The organism is Pseudoclavibacter helvolus, assembly GCF_049707175.1.
Taxonomy (GTDB): Bacteria; Actinomycetota; Actinomycetes; order Actinomycetales; family Microbacteriaceae; genus Pseudoclavibacter; species Pseudoclavibacter helvolus_A.
This window is the reverse complement of the sequence record NZ_JBNAFM010000010.1, coordinates 28018-43513: the sequence shown is the minus strand read 5'-3', so window position 1 is coordinate 43513 and position 15496 is coordinate 28018. Positions and strand designations below refer to the sequence as shown.

Annotated in this window: 14 protein-coding genes; 8 read left to right on the top strand and 6 right to left on the bottom strand. The window is 70.7% G+C overall.

The genetic code is table 11. The features are described 5' to 3' along the window. Positions 1-47: 47 nt before the first annotated feature. The 3 genes from ACPYN9_RS09670 to ACPYN9_RS09660 all read left to right on the top strand — a co-directional run bounded on the left by ACPYN9_RS09670 (position 48) and on the right by ACPYN9_RS09660 (position 2940). The gene (locus ACPYN9_RS09670; RefSeq protein WP_424466069.1) at positions 48-584 is read left to right on the top strand and encodes a hypothetical protein; all 537 of its coding nucleotides are present in this window, start codon (positions 48-50) and stop codon (positions 582-584) included. A gap of 98 nt (positions 585-682) precedes the next feature. Beyond that, the gene (locus tag ACPYN9_RS09665) at positions 683-1594 is read left to right on the top strand and encodes a 1,4-dihydroxy-2-naphthoyl-CoA synthase (protein WP_424466067.1); all 912 of its coding nucleotides are present in this window, start codon (positions 683-685) and stop codon (positions 1592-1594) included. 35 nt (positions 1595-1629) lie between these two features. Next, complete coding sequence (locus tag ACPYN9_RS09660) at positions 1630-2940, top strand: AMP-binding protein (RefSeq protein ID WP_424466065.1); 1311 nt, start codon at positions 1630-1632, stop codon at positions 2938-2940. 101 nt (positions 2941-3041) lie between these two features. Here ACPYN9_RS09660 and ACPYN9_RS09655 read toward each other — a convergent pair whose 3' ends face one another. The 4 genes from ACPYN9_RS09655 to ACPYN9_RS09640 all read right to left on the bottom strand — a co-directional run bounded on the left by ACPYN9_RS09655 (position 3042) and on the right by ACPYN9_RS09640 (position 9608). Beyond that, entirely contained in the window at positions 3042-5108 is a 2067-nt protein-coding gene (locus ACPYN9_RS09655) for a molybdopterin oxidoreductase family protein (protein ID WP_424466063.1), read from the bottom strand. Then, positions 5105-6649 carry an FAD-dependent oxidoreductase gene (locus tag ACPYN9_RS09650; RefSeq protein ID WP_424466061.1) on the bottom strand — a complete coding sequence of 515 codons (1545 nt, stop codon included), beginning with the start codon at positions 6647-6649 and terminating at the stop codon, positions 5105-5107. The genes ACPYN9_RS09655 and ACPYN9_RS09650 overlap by 4 nt, the downstream gene beginning before the upstream one ends. Before the next feature lies 1 nt (position 6650). Further along, a complete protein-coding gene (locus ACPYN9_RS09645; RefSeq protein ID WP_424466059.1) occupies positions 6651-8042 on the bottom strand; it encodes an MFS transporter in 1392 nt (463 codons plus the stop codon). A 222-nt stretch (positions 8043-8264) separates the two neighbouring features. Beyond that, positions 8265-9608, bottom strand: a complete 1344-nt coding sequence (locus ACPYN9_RS09640) for an SGNH/GDSL hydrolase family protein (protein WP_424466057.1) — start codon at positions 9606-9608, stop codon at positions 8265-8267. 159 nt (positions 9609-9767) lie between these two features. Here ACPYN9_RS09640 and ACPYN9_RS09635 point away from each other — a divergent pair, with 159 nt between their 5' ends. Then, positions 9768-10748 carry a 1,4-dihydroxy-2-naphthoate polyprenyltransferase gene (locus tag ACPYN9_RS09635; protein ID WP_424466056.1) on the top strand — a complete coding sequence of 327 codons (981 nt, stop codon included), beginning with the start codon at positions 9768-9770 and terminating at the stop codon, positions 10746-10748. On the opposite strand, the gene ACPYN9_RS09630 is transcribed toward ACPYN9_RS09635, so the two are convergent. Then, positions 10745-11089 carry a DUF4229 domain-containing protein gene (locus tag ACPYN9_RS09630; RefSeq protein WP_424466054.1) on the bottom strand — a complete coding sequence of 115 codons (345 nt, stop codon included), beginning with the start codon at positions 11087-11089 and terminating at the stop codon, positions 10745-10747. The genes ACPYN9_RS09635 and ACPYN9_RS09630 overlap by 4 nt on opposite strands. Positions 11090-11223: 134 nt before the next feature. Here ACPYN9_RS09630 and ACPYN9_RS09625 point away from each other — a divergent pair, with 134 nt between their 5' ends. The 3 genes from ACPYN9_RS09625 to ACPYN9_RS09615 all read left to right on the top strand — a co-directional run bounded on the left by ACPYN9_RS09625 (position 11224) and on the right by ACPYN9_RS09615 (position 14281). Next, complete coding sequence (locus tag ACPYN9_RS09625) at positions 11224-11784, top strand: PLDc N-terminal domain-containing protein (protein WP_424466052.1); 561 nt, start codon at positions 11224-11226, stop codon at positions 11782-11784. Beyond that, positions 11777-13612 carry a 2-succinyl-5-enolpyruvyl-6-hydroxy-3-cyclohexene-1-carboxylic-acid synthase gene (gene menD, locus ACPYN9_RS09620; RefSeq protein ID WP_424466050.1) on the top strand — a complete coding sequence of 612 codons (1836 nt, stop codon included), beginning with the start codon at positions 11777-11779 and terminating at the stop codon, positions 13610-13612. Before ACPYN9_RS09625 ends, menD begins: the two co-directional genes overlap by 8 nt. A gap of 144 nt (positions 13613-13756) precedes the next feature. Continuing rightward, positions 13757-14281 carry an acyl-CoA thioesterase gene (locus ACPYN9_RS09615; protein ID WP_424466048.1) on the top strand — a complete coding sequence of 175 codons (525 nt, stop codon included), beginning with the start codon at positions 13757-13759 and terminating at the stop codon, positions 14279-14281. Positions 14282-14338: 57 nt separating this feature from the next. Here the strand turns inward: ACPYN9_RS09615 and ACPYN9_RS09610 are convergent, their stop codons facing one another. Then, positions 14339-14548: an Rv0909 family putative TA system antitoxin gene (locus ACPYN9_RS09610; RefSeq protein ID WP_424466046.1), complete on the bottom strand. Its 210-nt coding sequence runs from the start codon at positions 14546-14548 to the stop codon at positions 14339-14341. Between the two features lie 96 nt (positions 14549-14644). Between ACPYN9_RS09610 and ACPYN9_RS09605 the strand changes: the two genes are divergently transcribed. Beyond that, positions 14645-15496: a PPK2 family polyphosphate kinase gene (locus tag ACPYN9_RS09605; protein WP_424466044.1), complete on the top strand. Its 852-nt coding sequence runs from the start codon at positions 14645-14647 to the stop codon at positions 15494-15496.

Here is a 15496-nt window from a genome sequence, read left to right as displayed (position 1 = left end):
CGCGCTAGGCTGAGGCATCGATCGGTCTCACCGACGCGGAAACCCTTATGTCTACGAATCTTTCCAGCCCAGCACCTCGCTTCAGCCCACCGCCGGCCGACGAGGACTTCGACGACGGCCTGCTGGGTGCTGCCCCGGCGCCGCGGCAGCCCGTCCGCCCGGTGTCGAGCGCGGGACGACCCGGCTACGAGAAGCCGCAGTATCGGCACGGCACGGTCGTGCAGCGCACCTGGTACGAGATCGCGTTCAACCCCCGCCGCTGGTCTGCCGGGCATTGGGCGCTGCTCGGTGTGCTCATCACGGTGCTCGCCGACGTCTTCGTGTTCTTCTATGCCTCCAACCTCTTCGGCATCGACCGCAAGTTCGAGATCGAGATGTGGCTGCTGACGGCGGGCATCGCCGGGTTCCTGACGATCGTGCTCGCCCTCTGGGGCATCATCTTCAACAGCGCACGCGGCGCGGCGATCTTCGCGTTCATCCTGGGCCTGCCGTTCGGTGCCCCGCCGGCGTGGCTCGTGGGCAACACGCTCGTGCAGCTCATGGCCAACGGTGGCACGCTGCCCGTCGCGCCGCCGCTCTGGTAGCCCCTCCCCGAGCGCACCGACACCGACACCGACACCGGCACAGCACCGGCACGGCACCCGCACCGGGTGACCCGCGCGGAGTCGGCTAGCGTTGTGGCATGACTGCCTTCGTCTCCGAACTCTTCGACGCCGAGCGCTGGCGCACCGTCCAGGGCTTCGAGGAGCTCACCGACCTCACCTATCACCACGACGTGACGGGTCGAATCGCCAGGGTCGCCTTCAACCGACCCGAGGTGCGTAACGCGTTCCGCCCGCAGACCGTCGACGAGCTCGCCCGCGCGCTCGACGACGCGCGTATGAACCCGCGCATCGGCGTGGTTCTGCTGACCGGCAACGGGCCGAGCCCCAAGGACGGCGGTTGGGCGTTCTGCTCGGGCGGCGACCAGCGCATCCGCGGCCGCGACGGCTACAAGTACGCCGACGGTGAGACGAGGGACACGATCGACTCGGCCCGCAACGGCCGCCTGCACATCCTCGAGGTGCAGCGGCTCATCCGCTTCATGCCGAAGGTTGTCATCGCCGTGGTTCCCGGCTGGGCCGCGGGTGGCGGGCACTCGCTGCACGTGGTCTGCGACCTGTCGATCGCGTCGCGCGAGCACGCGAAGTTCAAGCAGACGGACGCGGATGTCGGGTCGTTCGACGCGGGTTACGGGTCCGCGTACTTCGCGAAGCAGGTCGGGCAGAAGTTCGCCCGCGAGGTGTTCTTCCTCGCAGAGGAGTACTCGGCCGAGCGTGCCATGGAGATGGGCACCGTGAACCGCGTCGTGCCGCACGCGGAGCTCGAGGTCGAGGCCGTGCGCATGGCCGAGACGATTCTGACGAAGTCGCCGACGGCGATCCGCATGCTGAAGTTCGCGTTCAACGCGGTCGACGACGGCCTCGTGGGCCAGCAGGTCTTCGCGGGCGAGGCGACGCGTCTCGCGTACGGCACGGACGAGGCGGTCGAGGGGCGCGATTCGTTCCTCGAGAAGCGCGAGCCCGACTGGTCGCCGTTCCCGTGGCAGTTCTAGGAGGGTCAACTCACGGCCCTCGTCTGCTGGTGCGGGTGGATGCGCGCGACCCTGCCGAGGTCGCGGCGGCGCTCGAGCGCGCGCTGAGCGGCGAGGGGCCCGCCGTGCTGCCGACGGCGGGCACACCTGCCGCTCCCGGTGCCCCGGCAGAGGCGCTCCCTGGGGTGCCTGACGACGTGGTCCTGGTCATTGAGACCAGCGGTTCGACGGCCGCGCCGAAGCGCGTCATGCTCACGGCCGAGGCGCTGCGCGCATCCGCCACGGCGACCTACGCCAGGTTCGACGAGCTCTTCGGTCGGGGAGCTGGGTCCGAAGCCGGGGCCGAAGTGGCCGCGGGGACCGGAGCGGCCGACAGCCCCTCCCGCCAGTGGCTCCTGACGCTCCCCGCGTCCTACGTCGCGGGCGCGCAGGTGGTGATGCGGTCGATCCTCGCGGGCACCCGACCAGTCGTCCTCGCCGATGAGCACTTCACCGCGGAAGGGTTCGCTCGAGCCGCAGCGCGGCTGACCGGCGAACGGCGCTATGTCTCGCTGGTTCCCGCGCAGCTTGCGCGACTCCTCGACGCCGCAGAGGCGGAGCTGGCAGCGGCCCCCGCTGACACGCCCGTGGCCCGCGCGGTGGCTCGCTTCGACGCGATCCTCGTGGGCGGGCAGTCGTTGCCGCAGGCGCTCCGTGCGCGTGCGGCAGCGCTGGGCTGGAAGCTCGTCACGAGCTACGGCTCGAGCGAGACGAGCGGCGGGAGCCTCTACAACGGGGAGCCGCTCGACCGGGTCAGGGTGCGCATCCGCGACGGCGAGGTGCAGCTGGCTGGCCCGGTGCTCGCCGCCGGGTACCTCGGCGATCCGGAGCGCACCGCCGGGGCCTTCGTCGAGGACGACGGTGAGCGCTGGTATCGCACGAGCGATGGCGGCCGCCTCGAGGTCGACGAGGCGACCGGCCGGGAGCGGCTCGTGGTGACGGGGCGGCTCGACAACGTGATCGTGTCCGGGGGCGAGAAGGTGTTGCTCGACACGGTCGAGGGCATCGTGCGCCGCCAGCCGGGGCTCGAGGCAGCGGTCGTGGTCGCGGCGCCATCTGAGGAGTGGGGGCAGGTGCCCGCGCTGGTCGTGGAGGGCGGGTCGTGGCTGGGAACGGCCGGTGCCGGGGAGGCACCGAGGGTGCTGCAGGCGCGAGAGCTCGCGGCCGACGTTCGCTGGAGCGCGGTGCGCGAGGCGACGGCCGCCGCTGGCCGGGCCGCACGCCCCGCGCTGCTGGTGGTCGTGCCGCGTCTCCCGTACTTACCGAGCGGCAAGCCCGACCGTCGCTCCCTCGCGAAGCTCGTCGAGCGGCTCGTCGCTCCGGCCTGACGTCGGCGGCGTCGCGGCCCTCCGCAGGCGAGCCGCGTCGGGCACCCCGCGGCGAGCATCCCGTGCACCCGCGGCGAGCATCCCTCGCCTCGGCCTTCTGGTCAGGCGGCGGTGACGGAGACGATGGCGTGCTTGAACTCGGGCATGGCCGAGTGGGGATCGGTGGCTGAGCTGGTGAGCAGGTTCGCGCTCTCACCGTGTGGGTAGTGGAACGGCAGGAAGACGGTGTCGGGGCGGATACTCGTGTCGAGCTCGGCGCGCGCGTAGAGGGTGCCGTGTGCGTTGGTGATGCGGATGCGGTCGCCGTCGTTCAGTGCCCGGTCGCGGGCGGTGGCGGGGTGCAGTTGCGCGACGAGTGCCGGTCGTTTCTCGGTGAGCTCGCCGACTCGACGCGTCTGGGTGCCGCTCTGGTACTGCTCGAGCAGGCGCCCGGTGACGAGGTTGAGGTCGTGGCCGCTGGCCTGCTTCCTGGGGCGGGCGCGCACGGCCAACATGCGGGCTTTGCCATCGGGATGCGCGAAGCGGTCGGCGAAGAGACGCGGCGTGCCCGTCGACCCCGCGGGGAAGGGCCAGTGGGCTTCGATGCCGGTGTCGAGCAGTTCGTGGCTGAGCCCGGAGTAATCGGCGGGGCCGCCAGCGGAGGCCCGCGCGAGTTCGTCGAAGACCTCGGACGGCACGAGGCTCCACGTGCCGGGTGCGTCGAGGCGTCTGGCGAGCTGGGCGAAGAGCCAGAGCTCGCTGCGGGCACCCTCGGGTGGGGTCACGGCCTTGCGGCGTCTGAGCACTCGCCCCTCGAGGTTGGTCATGGTGCCTTCCTCTTCGGCCCACTGCAGCACCGGCAACACGACGTCGGCCATGCGGGCCGTCTCGGAGAGGAAGAAGTCGGCGACGACGAGCAGGTCGAGGCGGCAGAGCGCGGCACGGATGGTGTCGACGTTCGGCGAGGACACGACGACGTTCGAGCCGTGCACGAGGAGCGCCCGGACCCCGCTGGGGGTTCCCGCCTGTTGGAGGAGTTCGACGGCGGGCACGCCCGGGCCGGGAATGTGCTTCGGGTCGACGCCCCAGACTTCGGCGACGGCGGCGCGCGCCGCGGGGTCGGTGATCTTCCGGTAGCCGGGCAGCTGGTCGCATTTCTGCCCGTGCTCTCGGCCGCCCTGGCCGTTGCCTTGTCCGGTGAGGGTCCCGTAGCCGTTCCCGGCCGTGCCCGGCAGGCCGAGGAGCAGGGCGAGGTTGATCGCGGCGCCCGCGGTGTCGGTGCCGTCGACGTGCTGCTCGACGCCGCGCCCGGTGAGGATGTAGGTGGAGCGGGAGGCGGCGAGCGCGCGGGCCACCTCGCGGATGCGGGTGGCGGGCACGCCCGTGACGGTCTCCGCGTGCTCCGGCCACCAGGCGGACACTGATCGGCGCAGCTCGTCGATCCCGGTGGTGCGTGCGGCGACGTAGTCGGCGTCGTGGAGACGCTCGGCGAGCACGACGTGGGTGAGGCTCAGCAGCAGCGGCAGGTCGCTGCCCGGCACGGCTTGCAGGTGGATGCCGCCGCCGTCGTCGCAGAGTCTGGCCGTTGAGCTGCGTCGCGGGTCGACGACGAGGAGTCCGCCCCGGGCTCGTGCGCCCTGGAGGTGGGAGACGAACGGCGGCATGGTGTCGGCGACGTTGGATCCGAGCAGCAGCACGGTCTCGGCGGTGTCGAGGTCGCTGAGTGGGAACGGGAGCCCCCGGTCGATGCCGAAGGCTCGGTTCGCGGCGGCAGCGGCCGATGACATGCAGAAGCGCCCGTTGTAGTCGATGCGGGAGGTGCGCAGCGCGATGCGTGCGAACTTGCCGAGCTGGTACGCCTTCTCGTTGGTGAGCCCGCCGCCGCCGAAGACGCCGATGGCGTCCGGGCCGCTCTCCTCGGCGATGGTTCGGAGGCGTCCGGCGATCAGGTCGAGGGCGGTGTCCCACGAGGCCGGGTGGAGCTCGCCGTCGGCCCCGCGCAGCAGCGGGGTTGTGAGCCTCCCCGTGTCGGCGAGGAGTTCCGCGGAGGTCCAGCCCTTCTTGCACAGGCCTCCGCGGTTGGTGGGGAAGTCGCGTCCGCTCACCTCGACGGGGAGACGGGCGTCGGGTGTGGGAGTGAGGGTCATGGCGCACTGGAGGGCGCAGTAGGGGCAGTGCGTGGCGGTCATGCGGGCACCCCTGCCGCCGCGTTGATCAGCTCGGTGATGCGCGCCCGGCAGCCGCCGCAGCCGGTGCCCGCCCGCGTGCAGCCGCCGACCTCGGCGACGGTGGCGCATCCGTCGGCAATGGCGTCTTCGACGGTTCCGACGGTCACGGCGTTGCAGATGCAGACTGTGGCCTCGCGTCCGCTCGCGCGTGCCTCGGGCTCGTCTGCGCTGTCGAGGCGCAGCAGCAGGGACCGGTCGGCGGGCAGCTCGCCGCGGCGCAGGTAGAGCACGCCGAGCTCGGCGCCGGTGCGCGGCAGGCCGACGCAGACGAAGCCGGTGAGGATCCCGTCGCGGGTTGCCATTTTCACGTAGCTGCCGTGTTGCGGGTCTGACCACACGGCGATGCCGGGCGCCTCTTCGCCAGCTGGGACCGGGGCGAACGGCTCGGCCGAGACGTCGCCGGCCGACACGAGGTCGACCCGGTCGGCCTTGAGGGCGACCACACCCGGCTGCTCTTCGGCGAGGGGCTGCGGTGTGACCCCGTCGAGCTCGGCGATGATGGCGGCCGCGAGCGACTCGGCCTGCCGCCAGCCCGGCGCGATGAGTCCATTCGGGCCGCCTGGCACCTCGCGCTCGTGCAGGTGGAGCGACGGGTCGGCGACGTGCGCGCAGTCGCCGATGGCGTGGATGCGCGGGTCGCTCCAGCTGCGCAGCTGCGCGTCGACGAGTACGCCGCGGCCGACGCGGAGCCCCGCCTCCTCGGCGAGCTCGGTGCGCGCCCTGGTGCCGCAGGACAACACCAGCAGGTCGCCCTCGATCTGTCTGGCGTCGGCGCTGACCAGCGCCCGGAAGCGGCGGACGCCGTCCTCGTCTTCCCGCGCGATGACGGCTTCGGCGCGCGTGTGCGGGACCACGGTCACACCGGCCGAAGCGAGCGCGGCGCCGAGCACCCATGCGGAACCGCGGTCGAGCTGGCGCGGCATGGGGATGGGGCCGAAGTGCGCGACCGTCGCGGTGGCGCCGGCTTCGGCGAGCAGCATGGCCAGCTCGATGCCGAGCACCCCGGCGCCGAGCACCACGACCCGACCCCCGGCGTCGACGACCGACCGCACGTGGGCCGCATCCTCGAGACTGCGCAGCACGCAGACGCCGGTCGTGAGCCGCGCGTCGAGGCCGCTGGCGTCGACGCCGAGCTCGTCGAGGCCGTCGAGTCTCGGCACCACCGACCTGGCGCCGGTCGCGAGCACGAGGCGGTCGTAGCCGAGCAGGCCGCCGTCGTCGAGGACGACGGCAGCCGCGGCGCGGTCGATGCGCACCGCTCGGGCCGCGAGGCGCAGGTCGATGCCCGCTCGCCGCAACTCGTCGGCAGTGGCGATCACCAGGCCGTCCGCATCCATCTCGCCCGCCGCGTACTCGGCGACGAGCACCCGGTTGTACGGCTCCGTCGCCTCCGCGCCGACCACGGTCACACTGACCCTGCCGGCCTCGACGGCGGGTAGGAGCTCCTCGGCGAAGCGGATGCCGACGGGGCCCGCCCCGATGACGACGATGCGCTCGGTCATGTCAGATCCGGTGCCCGGCCAGCGAGGCACGCGGGATGGCGTACACGACGACGGTCAGGATGAGCAGCACCACGTAGGCGCCCACGAACCCGCCGAAGGCCGGCACGTAGGAGTCGGTGGCGTTCTTCGCCGCGGCCAGCACCTGGGGGATCACAAACCCGCCGTAGGCCCCAATCGCCGACACGAGCCCGAGCGCGGCCGCCGCTTTGCGCTGCGTGTTCACGGCGAGCGCGTCTCCCGCGGTCGCGGCGCCCCGCGCAGCGAACACGTTGGGGATCATTCGGTACGTCGAGCCGTTGCCGACGCCGGCCGCGACGAACAGCAGGATGAAGCAGGCGAGGAAGGTCCAGAACGACCCCGAGTCGACGGTCAGCATGAGGGCGAGCGAGCCGACGATCATCACGCCGAATGCGGCGATCGTCACCCTCGCGCCGCCAAAGCGGTCGGCGAGTCGGCCGCCGTAGGGGCGGGAGAGCGAGCCGACGAGGGCCCCGACAAAGGCGAAGGAGAGCGACGCCATGCCCACCTGGAACGAGGAGAAGTCGGGGAAGTTGTCGGAGATCAGCTTGGGGAACACGCTCGCGAACCCGATAAACGAGCCGAAGGAGCCGATGTAGAGGAGCGACAGCACCCACAGGTGCGGTTCGCGCAGTGCCGCCGCGGCCGCCGCGAAGTCGGCCTTCGCGGAAGACAGGTTGTCCATGTACCGCCACGCGCCCCAGATCGAGACGAGGATCAGCGGGATCCACATCCACCCGGCCAGGGGGAGGCCCAGCGCGAAGACGGCGCCGAGCGAGACCACGATGGGCACGGCGAGCTGCGCGACGGAGGTGCCGAGGTTGCCGCCGGCCGCGTTGAGCCCGAGCGCCCACCCTTTCTCCTTCTGCGGGAAGAAATAGGTGATGTTCGCCATCGAACTGGCGAAGTTGCCGCCGCCGAAGCCGCCGAGGGCCGCGACCGTGAGCAGCACCCAGAACGGGGTCTGCGGGTCCTGCACGACGAACCCGAGGAGCACCGCCGGGATGAGCAGCAGCGAGGCGGAGATGATGGTCCAGTTGCGGCCGCCGAAGCGAGCGACCATGAACGTGTACGGGAAGCGCAGTGTCGCGCCCACGAGGCTCGGCAGGGAGATGAGCCAGAACGACTCACTCGTGCTGAGTGTGAACCCCGCGGCCGGCAGTAGCACGACGACGATGCTCCAGAGCTGCCAGATGATGAAGCCGAGGAACTCGGCGTAGATCGACCAGCCGAGGTTCCGGCGCGCGATGGCCTTGCCCTCGTTCGCCCAGAACACTGGGTCCTCGGGATTCCAGTTGTCGATCCACCGTCCGGGGCGGTGCCGGAGCTCGGTGACGGGGGCGCTGGGCGCCGTGGTGCCGACTGTCGTTGCCATTGCGACTCCTAGGGGAGGTGAGCAGTGGTTCGACGCTAGGCGGCGTGTGTTGCCGGCGGACGCTGCGGCGGTTGCAGGGGAGTAACTGCTTCATCACGCGCGCCCGGGGTGTCGGAGAGCGGCGCGTCACGTGTTGGAAACGTGCGCGCATCCGCTCGGCGCTGCCTGCGTCTCCCACCCCGCAGTGGATGCTCGTGGGTGGGAGACGCAGCCAGCGATGCGTCAGCTGTCGGAGCGGCGGCGACGCAGCAGCATCGTTGTGCCGAGGCCGGCACCGAGCAGAATGAGCACTCCGGCGATGACCATCGGAGCGATCGGCTCGCCGCCGGTTGTCGCGAGGGCACCCGGAGGTGTCTTGCCGCCCGTTGCCGGGGCGGTCGTCGAGGTCGCCGTGGCCGTTGCGCTCGCGGTGGTGGTCGCCGTGGCGGTCGGCTCAGCGGTCGCGGTTGCGGTCGGGGTCGGCGTTGCGGTTGCGGTCGCGGTCGGGGTCGGCGTGCTCGTCTCCGTGGTGGTCGGGTCGGTCGGCGTGGGCTCCGGTGTGCCGGGGAGCAGCGCCTGCACCTCTGCGCCGACGGTCGCCGCGAGGTAGGCGACGCCCGCCTCGTTGGGGTGCAGCGCGCCCAGCTTGAGCGAGACGCCGGGGGCGTCGGGGGTGCCGGTTCCGGCCTCGAGAGTGATGCCGTTCACGTACGGCTCCGTCGTCGAGCACGCTGAGTTGGCTGCGGTCTCCGCGAAGGTCGAGACGAACGTGGCACCGTTGAGCTCAGCCGCGGACTTGATGGCCGCGTCCAGGCGCGCCTCGGTCTCGTGCAGGTACGCCGTGTCGATGTCGGTGAACGGGAACGAGTTCTCGGTGTAGCCGGTCTGCGTGATGGCCGGTGTGAAGCAGCCGCCTGCTGGCGTGTTCGCGGCGTTGGGGGTGATCGCCGGGTAGCCGACGACGACGACCTCGGCGTTCGGGGCCTTCTCGGCGATGAGCTTGAACGTGGCGTCGAGCGCGGGCGCGACGATCGTGTCGATGCGGTCCTTCAGGATGTCGACCTCGAAGCCGCCAGCGTCGACGACGTAGAGCGACCGGCAGTTGGCCGCGGAATCGTCGAGGAGCAGCGGGCCGACGGGGCTCGCCGCGACGCAGGAGGTCGCGATGTCCGCGAACCCGAGGTCGTTGCCGCCGATGGTGAGCGTGACGACGTCGGTCGTCTCGGAGAGGCTGTCCGACTGCACGGGCGCGGTGGCACCGGTGGCCGTCACCTGCTCAACGTCGCGGATGTTCGCCGTGACGGCGCCGCTGCAGGTGCGGTCGTCGAGGGCGAGGCCGAGTGACTCCGCGATGCGGTGAGGGTAGTTGGCGAGTGCCTGGAAGCATCCGGCGGCAGGCTCGTCGCTGAAGGGCACGAGGCCGAAGCCGGCGGAGTAGGAGTCGCCGAGCGCGACGTACTCGGTCGCGGTGGCGTCGGGGTCATCGGCGGGTGCGGCGAGGGCGACGGGGGCCGCGAGCAGTACGGCGCCGGCTGCTGCGATGCCGACGGCGGCTGCGCGCACGCGCGGTCGTGAGCGAGAGGTCATGGTTCTCCTTTGAAGCGGACGTTGCTCGAGTCTGGGGAAACGCTGACCTCATAGTGCCAGCGCACGGCCCGGCAGGGAATGGCTTGACGGACTTGATTGCGGGGTATTCGCCTCGATGGCGCAGGACGGCCGCGTCACGCCGCCATCTAGAATCGCTCCGTGGCGCAGAAACAGAAGCAGAAGCAGCGGAGCAAGCAGCGACCGAACCCGACGCAGCGACCCCGGCCGAAGGCCAGCGAGGTCCGCAAGGTGGATGCGCGTGCGTGGATCGCCGGCGCTCGCCTGCGCACCCTGCCGCTCGCGGTCGCCCCGGTGGTGCTCGGCACTGCGGGGGCCATCGTCGACGGGCCGGTCGGCGAGTACCACTGGGTGCGCGCGCTCGCGTGCCTCGCGGTCGCACTGTGCCTGCAGATCGGCGTGAACTACGCGAACGACTACTCCGACGGCATCCGCGGCACTGACGCGTACCGGGTCGGGCCCGCGCGCCTCACGGGTTCTGGTCTCGTCGACCCGAAGCGCGTGCGCCTCGTGGCGTTCATCTTCTTCGGCCTTGCCGCGCTCGCGGGCCTCTTCCTGGTCGTCAGGTCCGGCCATTGGTGGCTGCTTGCGGTGGGTGCGGCCGCGATCATTGCCGCCTGGTTCTACACGGGGGGGAAGCGGCCATACGGCTACGCAGGTCTCGGCGAGGTCTTCGTCTTCGTGTTCTTCGGGCTCGTCGCGACGGCAGGCACGACGTTCGTGCAGATCGGGAGCGTCTCCACGAACGTGTGGGTCATGGCCACCGCAGTCGGCCTCTTCGCGTGTGCCGTGCTCATGGTCAACAACATCCGCGACATCGAGCAGGACCGCCTCGCCGGGAAGCGCACGCTCGCCGTGCTGGTGGGTCCGGTCGTGGCGCGCTGGCTCTTCGGTGTCTTCACGCTCGCGCCGTTTGTGCTCGCGATCCTCTTCGCCATTTCCTACCGGAACGCGATCTTCACGTTCTTCGCATTGCTGCTCGCGGCTCCGGCTGTGCTCATCGCGTCGACGGCGCGCAAGCCGAAGGAGCTCATCCTCGCGCTGATGCTCACGAGCTTCGCGACGCTCGCCTACGCGCTACTGCTTGGGCTCGGCATCGTCTTCAGCGGGTACGTGCGCTAGCGCGTTGGGGCGGCGTCCGGGTTCGGGTCCTCGGAAGTTTCCTCGGACGCCTCCGCGGCCTGAGCCCCTTCGCTCGAGTCGAGCGCGGCGTCCTCGTCCTTGTCGTCAGCGGTGCGCGCATCCTTGCGTTCGCTGAGGCGCTGCAGGTCGGCACCCATCTGCTGGCGCGTGCCGCGCAGGAAGATCACCGAGATGCAGGCGCTGATGATCGCGCCGACGGCCGCGCCCGCGAGCCAGTTCCACTGCCAGTCGGGCAGGGCCAGCATGACCACCGCGAATGGCACGGCGAACGCGAGCAGTCTGATGACGGTGTAGACGAGCCAGGCGCGCTTCGAGTTCATCCTGCAAGTCTACGAGCGGTGTGGATGCGGGCCGCCCGGCGGCGGGAGGCACCCCGCGTCGGTGCATGCCGGTTCGCGCAGGGCTGAGGCATCACCAGGTCGGGCGGAGCCAAGTCGCGTATCCTCGGGGGACCATGTCTCGCCTCCTCATTACTGCCGCAGTCATCGTCGTCGCGGTGACCATCTTCGCCGTGGTCGATTGCGCGATGACGGACGCGAAGCGCACGCGTGCACTCCCGAAGCCCGTCTGGGTCGTTGTCATCCTGCTGGTCCCCGTGGTCGGCCCCCTCCTGTGGCTGTTCTTCGGCAAGGTGCGCGGTAACGGTGCAGCGGCGAAGCCCGTGCAGACGACGCCGGACGACGACGAGACCTTCCTCCGCTCCATCGGCATCGAGTCCGACAGTGAAGAGCGCATCCGCAAGCTCGAGGAGGAGCTCAAGGCGCTCGACGACGTGGAGTTCCCGTCGGCAGCGCCGAAGGGCCCCGTCGCGGAGGGCGGCGCGGTGACCGCGCTCGAGGACGCGGGCGACGAGCCATCGGAGGGCGAGCAGCCCCCGAAGCCGGAAACGTCGGCGAAGCCGGAGCCACGCGGCAAGAAGCCGCGCAAGGGTGAGGTGAACGACGCCGAGCACGGCGAAGAGCCCATCGAGCAGAAGGACGACCGAACGCACGGAGACGGGTCGCCCCGTGCCTGACCGGCACGTCGACCCGGAAGCTCCAAGTTCTCAGCCTGCCGCGGCGTCCGCTGACGCGCGCGACGCGTCGCCCGCCGTCAGGCTCCCACGCACCGGGAACCCCGCGACCGACTTCAGCCTCGACGTCCTGACGAGCCTCGTGCGCTTCGGCGTCACCGATCTCGTGGTCTGTCCCGGCTCCCGCTCGCAGGCGCTCGCACTGGTTGCGGCTGAGCTCGAGCGGGTCGGCGCTGCGCGCTTGCATGTGCGCATCGACGAACGCTCGGCCGGGTTCTTCGCGCTCGGACTCGCCGCCGAGACGGGCCGCCCGGTTCCGGTGATCACCACCTCGGGGACCGCGGTCGCGAACCTCCACCCCGCCATGCTGGAAGCCTTCCACGCCCAGATCCCCCTGATCGCGGTGACGGCCGACCGCCCGGAGGAACTACTGGGCATTGGCGCGAACCAGGCGACGACGCAGCCCGGCATCTTCGGCCCGAACGTGCCGCACGAGGCGGTGCCTGCACCGACCAGCGCACCCGACGAGCCGACGCTCGCGGAGACCCTCGCCCGAACGGCGGCGACGTCGCAGGGCCCGTTGCACCTGAACCTCGCGTTCCGAGCGCCGCTGAGCGTTGCGGTGCCGGCGCTCGAGGCGTGGGCATCGGCCGTCAACGCGGGGGAGCCCGCCGCCACCTGCCCTCAGCCTTCGCTGCCCGCCGAGCCGCTCCAGATCGAGGCCGCCGCCTGGCCCCGCACGATCGTCATCGCCGGCGCCGCGGCTGGCGCTGAGGCCGAGAAGGTCGCGCACGAGGGCGGCTGGCCGCTCATCGCCGAGGCGACGAGCGGCTCGCGCTTCGGTCGCAACCTCGTGCTCGCGTACCGCCAGCTCCTCGGCGCGGACTCGCCGCGCCCTGACCTCCGCGACGCCATCGAACGGGTCATCGTCTTCGGCCACCCCACGCTCAGCCGCGAGGTGCCTCAGCTCGTGGCGCGCGAGGGGGTGCACGCCGTCGTGGTCGGTCCGACGGGCGGCGAACCCTACAACCCGGGGCACGCGGTCGCGAGGCGCGTCGACGCCGTGCAGGTGCATCCGGTGCCAGCAGCGGAGGCGGATGCTCGCGCCGAGTCGCGGGCCTGGCTCCGCGAGTGGGTGCTCGCGAGCCGCGAGATCGTCGAAGCCGAGTCCGAGCACACGCCGGCGCCCGACATCGAGGCGTCCCGCTCAAGCGACACGGCCGTGCGGAGCCGCTTCGCGCGACAGGAGCTCGCGGTCGCCCGAACGAAGGTCGACCGGCGGATGCTCGTTGAGGCCGTGTGGAGCGCGACCTGGCCCCACGACCGCCTGGTGCTCGGCGCATCCACGCTCATCCGTGTGCTCGACGGCCTGGTGCCGGGCAAGCCGATCCGCGTGCACTCGAACCGCGGCCTTGCGGGCATCGACGGCACCGTCGCGACCACACTCGGTATCGCCGTCGGCAGCCAGCTCGCGGGCCCCGTCTCCGCGCAGGGCGGCGTGACTCGCGCGCTCATCGGCGACCTGACATTGCTGCACGACGCGTCGTCGCTGCTGGTGGGGCAGGGCGGCGAGTGGGCGCCTCGAGTGCAACTCATCGTCGGCAACGACGGCGGGGGCACGATCTTCGACGACCTCGAGGTCGCACGCACCGCCGCGGCGGAGGCGCACGCGCGGGTACTGTACACGCCTGCCGCGGTCGACCTCGAGGCGCTCGCGACCGCGTACGGGTGGAGTTACCTCCGCGCGGCAACGCGCGCCGAGCTCGAAAGTGCGCTCGTCTCCCGGGAGCACGACCGCGTGCTCATCGAGGTGCCCCTCTCTCGCGGGTGACCGTGTTTGGTCCGATGGATCGCGCTGCCCGGGAACGGTCGGGCGGTGCACGACGGCGAGCCTGAGTACTCTGCGCCGACCGATCTTCGAATGTCAGGACATATGCTGACTCGGGACGGCACCGACGCGACCCACGGAGGAACGATGCCCCCCACATCCACCAACCCTGAGACGCTCGCCGCGGCCGAGGGTGACATGAACTTCCACACCCGCAAGTGGGTGCGGCCGGAAGACCTGAACGCGAACGGGACGCTCTTCGGCGGCAGCCTGCTTCGCTGGATCGACGAAGAGGCCGCGATTTACGCGATCATCCAGCTCGGCAACTACCGGTGCGTGACCAAATACATCTCGGAGATCAACTTCGAAGCCTCGGCGCAGCAGGGCGACCTCATCGAGATGGGCCTCGTCGCGACGCACTTCGGGCGCACCTCGATGACGATGCGCGCCGTGGTGCGCAACATGATCACGCGTCGCACGATCCTGTCCATCGAGAAGATCGTCTTCGTGAGCCTCGGCGACGACGGCCTCCCTGAGCCGCACGGCTACTCGAGCATCACCTACGCGCGCGACCGGATGCCCACCACGCACCCCAAGACCGGCACCATCGCGGTGCCGAACTCGGGCGAGGAGGAACGTCGCCTCGACGACAAACGACCTTTCGCTGAGTGAGAACGACGACGGAGGGCGCCCGGTGTCCCGGACGCCCTCCGAACGCTCTGCAGGCTGCTACTGGTTGCCGACCTGCTTGTCGGCAGCCTCGCGTGCACCCTGGATCTGGTCGGTGAACTTGTCACCGGTCGCCTTCTGAGCCGCATCCGCGACACCGTCGAGGATCTTGTCGCTGATGTCCTCGGCCTGCTCGCTCTTGAGCGCCTCGGTGACGCGCGGGTCCTTCAGGAACTCCTGCGCCTTGCCCGTGATGTCTTCGATGCCCATATGGTTCTCCCTCTGTCGAGCGCCGTTCCCGCTGCTTCGTGGGAGCCGGTCGCGGTGCCAAAGCATAGCGCCAGTCGGTGGCGTTAGCCTGGTCTCATGCCTCACTTCACCACCGAAGACGCAGCAGTGCTGCGCGTCTCCTCCGACTTCGATCTGCGCTCGATCGACCCAGACTCGACCCCCGGCTTCAGCGGGAAGAAGGCGGACGCGGCGACCGCGTTTACCGAGCACGACGACGAGATCGCTGAACTCCAGGAGCGCATGTTCGCGAACGCGCGCGCGGGACACGAGGCGCCCTCTGTGCTGCTCCTCCTGCAGGGCATGGACACCTCAGGCAAAGGCGGAATCGTGCGTCACGTCATCGGCGGCGTCGATCCGCAGGGTGTGCAGATCGCCTCGTTCAAGGCGCCGACTGCCGAGGAGCGCGAGCAGGACTTTCTCGTGCGCATCCGCAAGCAGCTGCCCGGCGCGGGCAAGATCGGCGTTTTCGACCGGTCGCACTACGAGGATGTGCTGATCCAGCGGGTCCGCGCGTTCGCGCCACCGGAGGAGATCGAGCGTCGCTACGGGGCGATCGTCGACTTCGAGCGCGAGCTGGCGGACTCTGGCACCAAGCTCATCAAGGTCATGCTGCACATCTCCAAGGCCGAGCAGGGCGCTCGCCTCGCTGAGCGGCTCGACCGTCCTGACAAGCACTGGAAGTACAACCCGGGTGATGTCGACGAGCGGCTCCTCTGGGATGAGTACCAGGAGGCGTACGACATCGCGTTGACGCGCACGTCGACGGAGGTGTCGCCCTGGTACTGCGTGCCCGCCAACCGCAAGTGGTACTCGCGTCTTGTCGTGAAGGGGTTGCTGCTGGATGCGCTGCGTGGGTTCGACCTGCAGTGGCCGGCCGCCGACTTCGACGTTGAGGTCGAGAAGAAGCGGCTCGCGGAGAGCGCGTAG